This window comes from Komagataeibacter melaceti, from assembly GCF_003403295.1.
Classification (GTDB): domain Bacteria; phylum Pseudomonadota; class Alphaproteobacteria; order Acetobacterales; family Acetobacteraceae; genus Komagataeibacter; species Komagataeibacter melaceti.
On the sequence record NZ_QUWV01000041.1, the window covers coordinates 40,248 to 54,066 of the forward strand.

Annotated in this window: 13 protein-coding genes; 6 read left to right on the top strand and 7 right to left on the bottom strand. The window is 63.9% G+C overall.

Annotated features, from left to right (window positions below):
- Nucleotides 1-8 precede the first annotated feature (8 nt).
- The 3 genes from DY926_RS05420 to pdxH all read right to left on the bottom strand — a co-directional run bounded on the left by DY926_RS05420 (nt 9) and on the right by pdxH (nt 2,448).
- On the bottom strand, nt 9-701 hold the full coding sequence (locus tag DY926_RS05420; RefSeq protein ID WP_116702428.1) for a phosphoadenylyl-sulfate reductase: 693 nt from the start codon (nt 699-701) through the stop codon (nt 9-11).
- A 166-nt stretch (nt 702-867) separates the two neighbouring features.
- Nucleotides 868-1,752: a universal stress protein gene (locus DY926_RS05425; RefSeq protein WP_116702429.1), complete on the bottom strand. Its 885-nt coding sequence runs from the start codon at nt 1,750-1,752 to the stop codon at nt 868-870.
- Nucleotides 1,753-1,842: 90 nt separating this feature from the next.
- The gene (gene pdxH / locus DY926_RS05430) at nt 1,843-2,448 is read right to left on the bottom strand and encodes a pyridoxamine 5'-phosphate oxidase (protein ID WP_116702497.1); all 606 of its coding nucleotides are present in this window, start codon (nt 2,446-2,448) and stop codon (nt 1,843-1,845) included.
- Nucleotides 2,449-2,658: 210 nt separating this feature from the next.
- On the opposite strand from pdxH, the gene fabI reads away from it, so the two are divergent.
- Together fabI and aroC are read left to right on the top strand one after the other, a co-directional pair.
- Entirely contained in the window at nt 2,659-3,498 is an 840-nt protein-coding gene (fabI, locus tag DY926_RS05435) for an enoyl-ACP reductase FabI (protein WP_116702430.1), read from the top strand.
- 19 nt (nt 3,499-3,517) lie between these two features.
- Nucleotides 3,518-4,594 (top strand): chorismate synthase, encoded by a 1,077-nt coding sequence (gene aroC / locus DY926_RS05440; protein ID WP_116702431.1) that lies wholly within the window; start codon nt 3,518-3,520, stop codon nt 4,592-4,594.
- Between the two features lie 22 nt (nt 4,595-4,616).
- Here the strand turns inward: aroC and DY926_RS05445 are convergent, their stop codons facing one another.
- Nucleotides 4,617-5,048 (bottom strand): OsmC family protein, encoded by a 432-nt coding sequence (locus DY926_RS05445; protein WP_116702432.1) that lies wholly within the window; start codon nt 5,046-5,048, stop codon nt 4,617-4,619.
- Nucleotides 5,049-5,277: 229 nt separating this feature from the next.
- On the opposite strand from DY926_RS05445, the gene rpsB reads away from it, so the two are divergent.
- The 4 genes from rpsB to parC all read left to right on the top strand — a co-directional run bounded on the left by rpsB (nt 5,278) and on the right by parC (nt 10,230).
- Complete coding sequence (rpsB, locus tag DY926_RS05450) at nt 5,278-6,063, top strand: 30S ribosomal protein S2 (protein WP_116702433.1); 786 nt, start codon at nt 5,278-5,280, stop codon at nt 6,061-6,063.
- 107 nt (nt 6,064-6,170) lie between these two features.
- Complete coding sequence (tsf, locus tag DY926_RS05455; RefSeq protein WP_116702434.1) at nt 6,171-7,076, top strand: translation elongation factor Ts; 906 nt, start codon at nt 6,171-6,173, stop codon at nt 7,074-7,076.
- Between the two features lie 49 nt (nt 7,077-7,125).
- Complete coding sequence (gene recO, locus DY926_RS05460; RefSeq protein WP_116702435.1) at nt 7,126-7,917, top strand: DNA repair protein RecO; 792 nt, start codon at nt 7,126-7,128, stop codon at nt 7,915-7,917.
- Between the two features lie 96 nt (nt 7,918-8,013).
- Nucleotides 8,014-10,230, top strand: a complete 2,217-nt coding sequence (parC, locus tag DY926_RS05465) for a DNA topoisomerase IV subunit A (protein WP_116702436.1) — start codon at nt 8,014-8,016, stop codon at nt 10,228-10,230.
- Between the two features lie 3 nt (nt 10,231-10,233).
- Here the strand turns inward: parC and DY926_RS05470 are convergent, their stop codons facing one another.
- From DY926_RS05470 to DY926_RS05480, 3 genes are all read right to left on the bottom strand, one after another.
- Complete coding sequence (locus tag DY926_RS05470) at nt 10,234-11,025, bottom strand: arginyltransferase (RefSeq protein ID WP_116702437.1); 792 nt, start codon at nt 11,023-11,025, stop codon at nt 10,234-10,236.
- A gap of 147 nt (nt 11,026-11,172) precedes the next feature.
- Complete coding sequence (gene hemB, locus DY926_RS05475; protein ID WP_116702438.1) at nt 11,173-12,165, bottom strand: porphobilinogen synthase; 993 nt, start codon at nt 12,163-12,165, stop codon at nt 11,173-11,175.
- Between the two features lie 84 nt (nt 12,166-12,249).
- Nucleotides 12,250-13,731 (bottom strand): amino acid permease, encoded by a 1,482-nt coding sequence (locus DY926_RS05480; RefSeq protein ID WP_186336088.1) that lies wholly within the window; start codon nt 13,729-13,731, stop codon nt 12,250-12,252.
- Between the last annotated feature and the right edge of the window lie 88 nt (nt 13,732-13,819).

Genomic DNA, 13,819 nt, shown 5'->3' on the forward strand with positions numbered 1-13,819 from the left:
ACCCGGTATCAGCCAATCTCCCGGACGTGGATACCACATTCCGTCTTGGATTGTCCGGCCCATCGTCCCTGGCGCGGGTCCTCGCCTTCGCCCACGGGGCGCGTGCACGGCGCACACCCGATGGAGGGGTAGCCCCGCAGCGTAAGCGGGTGGCGCGGCAGGTTGCGGCGCGTCATTTCCGCATCGAGTTCGCGCGGGGTCCAGGTGATGAGGGGGTTGATCTTGATCTTGCCGTTCCCCCCGTCCTCGACCACCGGCAGGTTCTGCCGTGTTGCGGCCTGTGAACGCTTGCGCCCGGTAATCCATGCGTCAAAGGGAATGATCGCCTCATCCAGCGGTTCGACCTTGCGCAGCATGCAGCAGGCATCGGGGTCGAAGGCCCAGAGCTGGCCCTCGGGGTCGCGGTTTTCGACCTGCTTTTTCGCGGGGTGCAGGTCGCGCACATCGCTCAGGCCCAGCACGCGGGCCAGTTCCTGCCGGTAGGCCAGCGTCTCGGGGAAATGCTGTCCGGTTTCGAGGAACAGGACCGGCACGGCGGGGTCGATTTCCGCCGCCAGCGCCAGCATGACGGCGGATTCCGCACCAAAGGAGGAAACCAGCGCGATGCGCCCGCGCAGCCGTGTCAGGGCGACACGCAGCACGTCGGATGCGTTCTCGCCTGCCTGCTTCAGTTCGGCCACAATATCCGCGTTAATGCGCATAATCTTCCCTATGTCGGGTTTTACACTAGGTTACGGCGTTCTTTCCCCGCACACCTAATCCCCGCCGGTCGTAAAATCAAGGGACCGCGCCACATTCATACACTTTTATGCGCATATTGCAGGCATGTCCCCCACGGCCTGCGCGCAATGGGGGAACAACGCGGGTTCAGCGGCTCATGAGGGCCGCAATAGTGCTGTTTTCCAGCACATGCCGGGTCACGCCCCCCAGTATCATCTGCCGCAGGCGGGAGTGGGAGTAAGCGCCCATCACCACCATATCCGCCCCGAAGGCATGGGCCGCGGCCATCATGTCCTCACCCACCGGGCGATAATCACTCCCAAATTTGTGAATAGTGGCGTTTACGCCGTGCAGGGCCAGATAGGCCGCCACATCCCGGGCTTCCGGACCGGGGCGTTGGTAGGCGGGGCTGAACAGGATCTGGACGGCTTCGGCCCGGCGGAGCAGCGGCATGGCGTGATGCACGGCGGATGCCGCCTCGCACGTGCCGTTCCAGCCGATGCAGATGCGCTGCCCGATGCTGGCGGGCGCGTCGGGCGGCACGATGATGACGCCACGGCCACTTTCAAACAGGACCGCGTGCAATGTGTCGGACGAGGCGACATCACCTTCCGGGTCCGGCTGGCGCACGACCACTATGTCCGACATGCGGGCCTGAAAGGCGACTACGCTGCGTGTGTGTCCCTTGTGCGTGATGAAACTGGCGGTCGGGCCGCGTGGCGCGTCGGGCAGCACGGACGGGGCGTTGCCCGACAGGACGGGAATATGCGCGCGGCGGGTGAAATCATGGAACATCCTGCGCACGGCCTTCAGGTGGGTGGCGCTTTCCTTCAGCGCCGCGCTGATCATGTCCTCCATCATCGCGCCCGACAGGCCCTCGCCCATCAGGGGGCCGATTTCCTGCATGTCGGTGCCGACATGCAGCACGGCAAGATGCGCGTCGAACATGCGTGCGATCTGGCCACCCACTTCCAGCGCGCTTTCTGCGTGGTTCGTACTGCCAAGTGGCAGCAATATACTCCGCACGCACATCAAAACACCTCCTGCCTGTATCCAGCAGGGGCAGGCGGACAGCCCGCCCCTGAAATATGAAAACGGATCAGGCGGCGTTAAGTTCTGGGTTTACGGATAAAGCCGCTGCGCGTCCCAGCCTTCGCCGTCGCGGTCCCAGACCACCCGGTCATGCAGGCGGTAGGGGCGGTCCTGCCAGAATTCGAAATGCCGGGGCACGACACGGAAGCCGGTCCAGTTGGCGGGGCGCGGAATGACCGCGTCGGGTTCGGGGTAGCGGGCTTCCAGATCCGCGATGGCCTTTTCAAACACGGCACGGTCCGGCATCGGGTGGGACTGGTTGGAAGCGATGGCGCCCAGGCGCGAGATGCGGCTGCGGCTGGCGAAATAGGCATCGGCCTCCGCCGCGCTGACGGGCTCGACCGGGCCTTCTATGCGGATCTGGCGGCGGATGCTCTTCCAGTGGAACAGGAGTGCCGCATGCGGGTTGGCCATCAGGTCATCGGCCTTGCGGCTGTTGAGGTTGGTGTAGAACACGAAGCCCCGCCGGTCCGCGCCCTTGAGCAGGATCATGCGCACCGATGGCCTGCCATCCGCCGTGGCCGTGGCCAGCGCCATGGCGTTCGGGTCGTTGGGTTCATGCGCGACCGCATCGCGCATCCACGCATCGAACAGGTCAAACGGGTCCGCATCCGGGTTGATAAGGGGAAGGGTCATGAACTTCAGGTTCCGCATGGCTGTCTGTCTCGTAACCGGCGGCGCGCAAGCCCGTCGTGGCCGCCATACGAAACATATGGAAACATAAGGTAAGTTACCGCGTGACGAATATTCGCTACAATTACGGCATTCGGCATCTTGTCCGAAACGACGGCTTGTGCAACCACGAGGCCAAAATTTCATCCGTCATTTATCATTAAGGAAACCAGCATGTCAGACGGCGCGCCCAGAATCTCCGTCAAGGGAACACTGATGAAAGGGAAGCGGGGACTTGTGATGGGGGTTGCGAATGACCGCTCGATTGCATGGGGCATCGCGCGCGCCGTGGCCGAGCAGGGGGGTGAACTCGCCTTCACTTACCAGGGCGAGGCGCTGGGCAAGCGCGTGCGCCCGCTGGCCGAGACCGTGGGGTCAACGCTGGTCCTGCCGTGCGACGTGACCGATGACGCCGCGATGGACGCAACCTTCGCCGCCATTGAAAAGGAATGGGGCAAGATCGACTTCCTCGTTCACGCCATCGGCTGGGCGGACAAGCAGTTCCTGCGCGGGCGCTATGTCGATACCCCGCGTGAGGCGTTCCTCAAGGCGCTGGACATCTCCTGCTATTCCTTCACCGCCGTCGCCCGTCGTGCTGCCGCCATCATGAACCCCGGCGGCTCGCTGCTCACGCTGACCTATCTGGGCGCCGAGCGGGTCATGCCGCACTATAATGTAATGGGCGTGGCCAAGGCGGCGCTGGAGGCATCGGTGCGCTACATGGCGGTGGACCTTGGTGGCGAGGGCATCCGTGTCAACGGCATCTCGGCTGGTCCGGTCATGACGCTGGCGGCCAACGGGATCGGGGATTTCCGCTATATCCTGAAGTGGAACCAGTACAATTCCCCGCTGGAACGCAATGTGTCGCTGGAAGAAGTGGGCGGGGCGGGGCTGTACATGCTGTCCGACCTGTCGGGCGGGGTGACGGGCGAAATCCACCACGTCGATTCCGGCTACCACATTGTCGGCATGAAAAACCCCACCGCACCGGACATTACGGTCGCGGGTAACTGAGCGCGGGAAACCTGCCGTCATGTCGTACAATACCTTCGGCCATCTGTTCCGCGTCACCACGTGGGGCGAAAGCCACGGCCCGGCCATTGGCTGCGTGATTGACGGCTGCCCGCCGCGCATCGCGCTGGACGCGGCGGACATCCAGCCCTGGCTGGACCGCCGCAGGCCCGGCCAGTCGCAGTTCACCACCCAGCGGCAGGAGGCCGACCAAGTCGAGATCCTGTCCGGTGTGTTCGAGGGGCAGACGACCGGCACCCCCATTTCCCTGCTCATTCACAATACCGACCAGCGTTCGCGTGATTATGGCGATATCGCCACCCGCTACCGGCCCGGTCATGCCGATGTCGCCTATGACATGAAATACGGCATACGTGACTATCGGGGTGGCGGGCGCTCATCGGCGCGTGAGACGGCCATGCGCGTGGCGGCCGGTGCCGTGGCGCGCCGGGTGCTGGGTGATGGCGTGCGTATTCGCGGTGCACTGGTGCAGGTTGGTCCCCATGCCATCAACCGCGACCGGCTAGACTGGGATCTGGCCGCCACCAACGCGCTGTTCTGCCCCGATGCCGAAATGCTGCCGGTATGGGAAGAATATCTGGCCGGTATCCGTAAAAAGGGATCGTCCATCGGTGCGGTGATCGAGGTCGTGGCCGAAGGCGTGCCCGCGGGCCTTGGCGCGCCGGTTTATGGCAAGCTCGATTCCGATCTTGCCATGGCAATGATGAGCATCAACGCCGTCAAGGGCGTGGAAATAGGGGAAGGTTTTGCCGCCGCCAGCCTGACGGGTGAGGAAAATGCCGACCCGATGCGCATGGAAGACGGTAGCCTGCGCTTTGGCTCGAACCATGCCGGTGGCGTGCTGGGGGGTATCTCGACCGGACAGCCTGTTGTCGTCCGTTTTGCGGTCAAGCCGACCAGTTCGATCCTGACACCCGTTCCCTCCGTCACGCGGGAGGGAGAGAATGTGGACGTGATGACCAAGGGGCGGCATGACCCGTGCGTGGGCATCCGGGCCGTGCCGGTGGGCGAGGCGATGATGGCCTGCGTGCTGGCTGACCACCTGCTGCGCCACCGGGGGCAGGTGGGGAGCCTGTAGCGGCTCCCGTTGCGCCCGTTCCTCAGGTCTTGAGCCGGGCTTCCAGCGTGATCGTGGCGTTGAACAGTTTGGAGACGGGGCAGCCGGCCTTCGCCTTCTGCGCCAGTTCATTGAACTGTTCTTCCGTCGCATTCGGGATTTCGGCCTCCAGCGTCAGGTGCGCGCTGGTGATGGCGAATCCCTCGCCCTGCTTTTCCAGCACGATGGCCGATTTTGCTTCCAGTGATGTGGCGGTCAGCCCCGCGCCCCCCAGGATACCCGACAGCGCCATGGCGAAACAGGCGGCATGGGCAGCGCCCAGCAGTTCCTCGGGGTTGGTGCCGGGGCGGCCTTCAAAACGGGTGTTGAAGCCATAGGGCTGCTGTTCGAGCACGCCGCTCTGTGTCGAGACCTCGCCCTTGCCGTCTTTCAGTCCACCAGACCAGTGTGCCGTGCCGAATTTCGTAATTGTCATTGCGAATCAGTCCTTTGCTCGTGAAGGCACATAATGCGCGCTGTGCGGGAAAGTTGCATCACGATACCTGCCACCTGCATTACGGTGCTTGCAATCCGCGCCAAAACCGGCCATATCCCGCCACGGCCCCGCGCGTGGGGCCAATTCGCACGTGAAGCCAATACCTCTGGTGTCCGTAAAAACGGGCGTGCTTCACGGAGGATGAACCAGACAAAGGATTGAATCCGACATGGCAATGCCAGAATTCACCATGCGCCAGCTCCTCGAAGCCGGCGTGCATTTCGGTCACCACACCCGTCGCTGGAACCCGCGCATGGCGCCGTTCCTGTTCGGCGTGCGCAACCAGGTCCACATCATCGACCTGCAGCAGACCGTTCCCATGCTGGACCGTGCGCTCAAGGCGATCCGTGACACAGTGGCCGGTGGTGGCCGCGTGCTGTTCGTCGGCACCAAGCGCGCGGCTGCCGATCAGGTGGCCGAAGCCGCCAAGCGTTGCGGCCAGTATTACGTCAACCACCGCTGGCTGGGCGGCATGCTGACGAACTGGAAGACCATCACCGGTTCGATCAAGCGCCTGCGCGGCATTGACGAAATGCTGGAAAACGGCACCCAGGGCCTGACCAAGAAGGAAGTCCTGGACATCACCCGTGACCGTGAGAAGCTGGAGCGTTCGCTCGGCGGCATCAAGGAAATGGGCGGCCTGCCGGACATCCTGTTCGTGATCGACACGAACAAGGAAAAGCTGGCGGTTGAAGAAGCCAACAAGCTGGGTATCCCGGTCGTGGCGGTGCTGGACAGCAACTCCGACCCGCGTGGCGTGACCTATCCGATCCCGGGCAATGATGACGCGATCCGCGCCATTGCCATGTATTGCGAGCTGGTTTCGTCCGCTGTTCTGGACGGTATCTCCGCCGAGCTGGGTGCGTCGGGCGAGGACTTCGGTGCGTCCGAGGAACTGCCGATCGACCCCGCCGTGGAAACGGCCGTGACGGAAGCTGCCGCAAGCGCGGAATGAAAATGAACGCCGGCATGGGCTGAACACGCCCCCGGCGTAACTGACACAGCAAGGACACGCCCTGCAGTCATGCGGGGCGTGCGCCTGTCGTGAGGAGTATCAGGATAATGGCGCAAATTACCGCAGCCCTCGTCAAGGAACTTCGTGAGAAGACCGGCGCAGGCATGATGGATTGCAAGAAGGCCCTTAACGAGGCCGAAGGCGACATCGAAGGCGCGATCGACTGGCTGCGCAAGAAGGGCCTTTCGGCCGCCGCCAAGAAGTCCGGCCGCGTTACGGCGGAAGGTCTGGTTGGCGTGGCGCAGGCTGACAAGAAGGCCGCCATGGTCGAAGTCAATGCCGAGACCGACTTCGTGGCCCGTAACGAGCATTTCCAGAACTTCGTCTCCGAAGTGGCCAATGCGGCCCTGAGCGTTGGCGACGATCTGGAAAAGCTGAAGGCCGCCGTGCTGAAAAGCGGTCGCACCGTTGCCGATGAACTGACGCACCTGATCGCTACCATTGGCGAGAACATGTCCATCCGCCGTGCGCACGTGCTGAGCGTGCCCTCGGGTGTGGTCGCGACCTACGTGCATTCCGCCGTCAGCCCCGGTCTGGGCAAGATTGGCGTGCTGGCCGCTGTTGAGGCCCCGACCGCCAGCGAGGCGATGGAAGACCTCGGCCGTCGCATCGGCATGCATGTTGCCGCAACCCGCCCGGCTGCGCTGGATGTGGACAGCGTTGACCCGCAGGCGCTTGAGCGTGAGCGCGCGGTGCTGGTGGAGCAGGCCAAGGCTTCGGGCAAGCCCGATGCGATCATCGAAAAGATGGTCGATGGCCGTATCCGCAAGTTCTACGAGGAAGTGGTGCTGCTGGAGCAGGTCTGGGTGCATGATGGTGAAAGCCGCGTGCGCAAGATCGTGGAAAAGGCAGGCGCGAAGCTGACCGGCTTTGACCGCTTCCAGCTTGGTGAAGGCATCGAGAAGGAAGAAAACGACTTTGCTGCCGAGGTGGCAAAGGCGGCCGGCAACTGATCCTGTTGCCGGTTTCCGGGTTTATCGCTGCAAGGGCGGGTGCTTCCTGATGGAATGGGAGGCACCCGCCCTTGTGCTTTCAGCCACCCCGTATGGGGAAGGCAGCGCGATCGTGCATGTGCTCACGGGGGAATATGGGCTGTATCACGGCCTGGCCCGTGGGGGCTCATCCAGCCGGGGCCGCGCTGTATGGCAGACGGGAAACCTTGTGCGTGCGCGCTGGACCGTGCGCCTGCCCGAACAGCTTGGCAACATGACGGCCGAGACGGTCCATGCCTCGGGCGCGCGGCTGCTCGATCATCCGCTGCCGCTGGCCATGCTGGCCTCGTTATGCGCGCTGGCCGATGGCTGCCTGCCCGAGCGCGAGCCGCATCCTGCCATATTCCAGGGACTGACCAGCCTGCTGGCGCGGATCAGCCTTGACCCGCAATGGGCGGCGGAGGCCGCCATGCCTGAAATCGTGCAGTGGGAACTCCTGCTGCTGTCCGAGCTTGGTTTCGGGCTGGATCTGAGTCGGTGCGCCCTGGGGGGCGGGCAGGATGATCTGGCATGGGTCTCGCCACGTACGGGGCGCGCGGTATCGGATGCGCGGGTCGGGGAGTGGCGTTCACGCCTGCTCCCGCTGCCCGCCTTCGTGCGCCATCCCGAGCAGACCGGCACGCCACGGGACTGGTACGATGGCTTATGCCTGTCCGGTCATTTCCTGCGGCGTGATGCCTTCGGGCAGCGCCACCGCCCGGTGCCGGAAGCACGCGGCAGGCTGGCGGACATGATTGCGCGCCTGGCCGACATAGACCCGCCGGATGGGGATGCGGCTGCGCAGCCCCCCGTGGTGGAGTGAACAATCCGGCCCTGGCGCTTTTGTGCCACTGCGCAAGACAACCATTGGACAAACCCCAAAGTTTCGCTATCTGTTCACCTGCGGGAGGAAGATCGCATGCCTGTGGATACATCAGCCGGACATATTGAAGACACCAAGCTGGCCGACGCGCTGAGCGAGCGCTATCTGGCCTATGCCATGTCAACCATCATGTCGCGTTCGCTGCCCGATGTGCGTGACGGGCTGAAACCCGTGCACCGGCGCATGATATACGCGATGCAGCAGCTCAAGCTTGACCCTTCCGCCGGGTTCAAGAAATGCGCCCGCGTGGTGGGCGATGTGATCGGTAAGTACCATCCCCATGGCGATGCCTCCGTGTACGAGGCGCTGGTGCGTCTGGCGCAGGATTTTGCCGTGCGTTACCCGCTGGTCGAGGGGCAGGGCAATTTCGGCTCGATCGATGGTGATAACGCGGCGGCCATGCGTTACACCGAATCCCGCCTGACCGCCGTTGCCAAGGCCCTGCTTGAAGGGATTGACGAGGACAGCGTTGACTTCCGCCCCACCTATGATGGGGAGGAGCAGGAGCCTGTCGTGCTGCCTGCCGCTTTCCCCAACCTGCTGGCAAACGGGGCGGCGGGCATTGCCGTGGGCATGGCCACAAGCATCCCGCCCCATAACGTGGGCGAAATCTGTGCTGCTGCGCTGGCGCTGATCCGCAAGCCGTCCACCACCACGGCGGAACTGCTCCAGCACATGCCGGGCCCGGATTTTCCCACTGGTGGCAGTATTGTGGAGGATAGTGACGCCATAGCCCGCGCCTATGAAACGGGGCGTGGTTCCTTCCGCATTCGTTCGAAGTGGGAAGTCGAGCAGGGCCGCTTTGGCACATGGCAGATCGTGGTGACCGAGATCCCGTATCAGGTGCAGAAATCCCGCCTGATCGAGCAGGTGGCCGATCTCATGGAACAGAAGAAACTGCCGCTTCTGGCCGATATCCGTGATGAAAGCACCACCGACATCCGGCTGGTGCTTGAGCCCAAGTCCCGTGGGATCGAACCCGCGGTGCTGATGGAGACCCTGTTCCGCGCCACGCAGTTTGAAAGCCGCTTCGGCCTGAACATGAACGTGCTAGGCGCCGATCAGGTGCCCGGCGTGCGTGGCCTGAAGGATGTGCTGCAGGCGTGGCTCGATCACCGGCACGAGGTTCTGGTCCGCCGCAGCGCCAACCGTCTGGTGGCGGTGAACCGGCGGCTGGAAATTCTTGATGGCTTCCTGGCCGTGTATCTCAACCTTGACGAGGTGATCCGCATTGTCCGCGAGGAGGATGATGCGAAGGCCGCCCTCATGGCCGCGTTCAGCCTGACGGAACTGCAGGCGGATTCCGTGCTGAACATGCGCCTTCGCAGCCTGCGCAGGCTTGAGGAAATGGAGATCCGCAAGGAACACGCCGCACTGAGTGCCGAACGCGATGCGCTGCAGGGGTTGCTGGACCAGGAAGGGCTGCGCTGGAAACGCATCGCCGCCGAGATCAGGGATATCCAGAAAACCTTTGGCGGTGGTGCACTGGGCAAGCGCCGCAGCATGCTGGCGGATGCGCCGGTCGAAATTGATGTGGAAGCGGCGCTGCCTGTCGAGCGTGATCCCGTGACGGTCATCCTGTCGGAAAAGGGCTGGGTCCGTACCGTGCGTGGGCACGGGCAGGATCTGCAGGCCATGAAGTTCAAGGAAGGGGACGCGCACGGCCTGTCGGTCGAATGTTACAGCAATGACCGCCTGTGCGTGTTCGCGACCGATGGCCGGGCCTTTACGCTGCGCGTAGGGGACCTGCCACGCGGCCGGGGTGACGGGCAGCCGTTGCGCCTCATGATCGACCTGTCGAATGACGAGGACATCATCACGATGTTCCCGGTCGATGACAGTCGCAAGCGCCTGCTGGCCTCAAGCAGTGGTCGGGGCATGATCGTGGCGGAAACGGCCATGACGGCGGAAAAGCGCACCGGCAAGCAGGTACTGAACCTGAAGGAAGCGGAAAGTGCCCTGATCTGCACACCTGCCGTGGGCGACCATGTGCTTGTCCTTGGCCAGAACCGCCGCATGCTTGTCTTCCCGCTCGACCAGTTGCCCGAAATGGGGCGTGGCCTTGGCGTGATCTTGCAGAAATACAAGGAAGGCGGCCTGCGTGACGCGGTGGTCTTCACGGCGGCGGATGGCCTGTCCTGGCCCGACCCGGCGCGCCGCCGCACCTTTGCCGACCTGCGCGACTACATGGGCAAACGCGCGGATGTAGGCCGGAACGCCCCGGCATGGGCAACCCGCAAGCCGCGCGGCTAGGGGTTACTGCGGCGCGGGGAACAGCCCATCGGGCAGGAAGGCGCTCTGGTGTGCCTGCTGTCTGGCATATTCCGTCAGGTCCAGGTCATGCCACACGCCGCGTGTCATGATCTGGGCGGGACGGAAACGTGCCTTGTAGGCCATTTTCCGGCTCTCACTGATCCAGTAGCCCAGATACAGGTAGGGCAGACCCAGCGAGCGCGTATATTCGACCAGACGCATCACGGCGAACGTGCCAAGCGACTGGCGCTGCAATGTCGGGTCATAGAAATCGTAAACGGCGGAAAGCCCGTCATCAAGCTGGTCCACCAGCGCCACGCAGGCGAGGGCGCCTTCGGGATCACGGAACTCGATCATGAAGGTCTCGACCGGCGTGTCCTCTATCATGGCCCGGTAGTCGGGAAAGGTCATGGAGGCCATGTCCCCGCCATCATGACGGACATGCTGGTAGGCGCTGAACAGCCTGAACTGCTCAGGTGTGGCGCGTGGCGGGACGGGAAAGCCGTGCAGCCCGGCATTGCGGCGCATGACGCGAAGCTGCGTGCGGCTGGGGCTGAAACGCTCCACCGGCACGCGGATGGGCGTGCAGGCGGTGCAGTTGGCGCAGACCGGGGCGTAGGCGATGGTGTGGCTGCGGCGGAAACCCGCACGGGAGAGGCGGTTGTGGAACGGCACGGCTTCCGCCCCACCGATTTCGGTCACCACCTTGCGCTCCAGATGCCCCGGCAGGTAGGGGCAGGGCATGGGCGCCGTGGTGTAGAATAGCTGCGGATGCCGTGGCGATGTGTATGTCATGCGCTCTCACCAGCCGGAAACGTGAAACGGCAGTCCTGCAAACAGGAAAAACGGACGGCCGTTCCCAAAGGATACCATATTCTTCCTGTTGCAGGCATCAACTATCCGGCCATGAACGCATGCTTTCGCGTGGTTTTCAGGCCCGGATCACGCGCGCAGCAGGCGTGCCGCCTCGGGGGCAAAATAGGTCAGGACACCATTGGCGCCCGCGCGGCGGAAGGACATGAGGCTTTCCATGATGGCGCGCTCACGGTCCAGCCAGCCGTTCTGGATGGCGGCCATCAGCATCGCGTACTCGCCCGAGACCTGATAGGCGAAGGTCGGGACCGAGAATGTCTGCCGCACGCGCTGGATCACATCCAGATAGGGCATGCCGGGCTTGACCATGACCATGTCGGCGCCTTCCTGCAGGTCCAGGGCGACCTCACGCAGGGCCTCGTCACTGTTGGCGGGGTCCATCTGATAGGTCTTCTTGTCACCCTTCAGCAATCCGCCCGAACCCAGCGCGTCACGGAACGGGCCGTAGAAGGCGCTGGCGTATTTGGCGGCGTAGGACATGATGCGGGTGTTGGGCAGGCCCGTGGCGTCCAGTGCCTCGCGTATGGCGCGCACGCGCCCGTCCATCATGTCTGATGGGGCGATGATGTCGATCCCGGCCGCCGCCTGGTTTACGGCCTGCGTGACCAGAATATCGACCGACGGGTCATTGACCACGTAATCATCCTCGATCAGCCCGTCATGGCCGTGGCTGGTATAGGGGTCGAGCGCGACATCACCGATCAGGCCGATTTCAGGAAATTCCTTTTTCAGCAGGCGTGCCGCGCGGCACATGAGGTTGTCGGGATTGGTGGCCTCGGTGCCGCTTTCATCACGCAGGTCGGTGGGCGTGATGGGGAACAGGGCGATGGCCGGGATGTCGAGGTTTGCCGCGGGTTCCACATGCGCGGCCAGCCGGTCGAGGCTGACACGCTGCACACCCGGCATGGAGGCGACATCGGTGACCGAGTTGGTACCCTCGGTCACGAAAACGGGCCAGATCAGGTTATCGGTCGAAAGCGTGTTTTCGGATACCAGCCGCCGTGTGAACCGGTCGTGCCGGTTACGCCGCAGCCTTACGTGGGGAAACTGACCGATACTCATGTCCAATCCAACTCCAGTTAGGAAGGGGCGACTATGCTCCGCCCGGCACGTACCGCCAAATTATGATGCCGTAATGCGGCGCGGTCAGCGCTCGTGCCGCATGGCAGGTATGACCCGCCCCAGCCGGCTGTGCCGCAGGCCATAGGCGGCATAGACCACCATGCCCACCGCAAGCCACCCCACCAGCCGCAGCCAGGTCAGCCCGTCGAGCGAGACCATCATGACAAGGCAGCACACTATGCCCGCAATGGGGATGACCCTGCCGCCCGGCACGCGGAAGGCGCGCGGGCGCTCGGGTTCACGCACGCGCAGCACCATCACGCCCACGCACACGATGACAAAGGCGAGCAGCGTGCCGATGGATGTCATGTGCGCAAGCTGTTCGATGGGCAGGAAGGCGGCCAGCGCCCCGGTCAGCGCCATGAAGAACAGGTGGCAGGCAACCGGCGTGCCCCAGCCCGCATGGACCCGGCCGAACAGGGGCGGCAGCAGCCCGTCGCGCGCCATGGCGAAGAAAATCCGGCTCTGCCCCAGCAGCAAGACAAGGATGACCGACAGGAACCCGCAGACGACACCCAGCTTGACCAGGGGCTTCAGCCAGTCAAAGGGCGTGTGGTCAATGGCGGTGGCCACGGGGGCGGCATCGCCAATCATGTCGTGATAGTTGACCAGCCCGGTCAGCACGAAGGAAAAGGTGATATAGACCCCCGTGCAGATCACGAGGCTGCCCATGAGGCCGATGGGCATGTCACGGCCCGGATTGCGCGTTTCCTGCGCCACGGTCGAGACCGCGTCAAACCCCAGATAGGCAAAGAACACCGTCCCCGCCGCGCGCAGGATGCCCGATAGCCCGTACTGCCCGAACGTGCCCGTATTGGGCGGGATGAAGGGGGTATAGTTCTCCACCCGGATATAGGGCAGGCCGCACCCGATGACGGCGGCGATGACCGCAAGCTTGATCACGACCACCACGGTGTTCATCCGCGCGGATTCAGAAATCCCGCGCATGAGCAGCACAGAGAGCGCCATGATGATGAACACGGCGGGCAGGTTGGCCAGTCCATGCACGGGCTGGCCGTTACGCATGCCCACAACCTCGAACGGGGAGGCCATGAGCCGTGGCGCGAGATGGATGCCCCACCCGTCCAGCAGGGAACGCATGTACCGCGCCCAGCTTACGGACACCGCCGATGCGCCCACCGTGTATTCCAGCACCAGGTCCCAGCCGATGATCCAGCCTGCCAGTTCCCCCAGCGTGGCATAGGCATAGACATAGGCGCTGCCCGCCGATGGCAGCATCCCCGCAAGCTCGCCATAGCACAGCCCCGCGAACGCACAGGCCACGGCGGCCAGCGCAAAGGATATGACCACCGCCGGCCCCGCATTGCTGCCCGCCGCAATGCCGGTAAGCGAGAACAGTCCCGCCCCGATCGTAGCCCCCACGCCCAGCGCCATGAGGCTGCCCGCGCCGAGCACGCGCTTCAGTCCGGTATTGTCCGCCGGGGGAGAGATGGGCAGCCTGCGCAGCAATGCGTGCGCAAGGCTGGTGGTTCCGTTTGCACTCATATGCCGCTCCGCATGGGGGCGGGAAAAGGAACTGCAGTCAAATCAGCCGGTCTCCGTCATTTTGGCGTTGTCTAACCACCACGATATG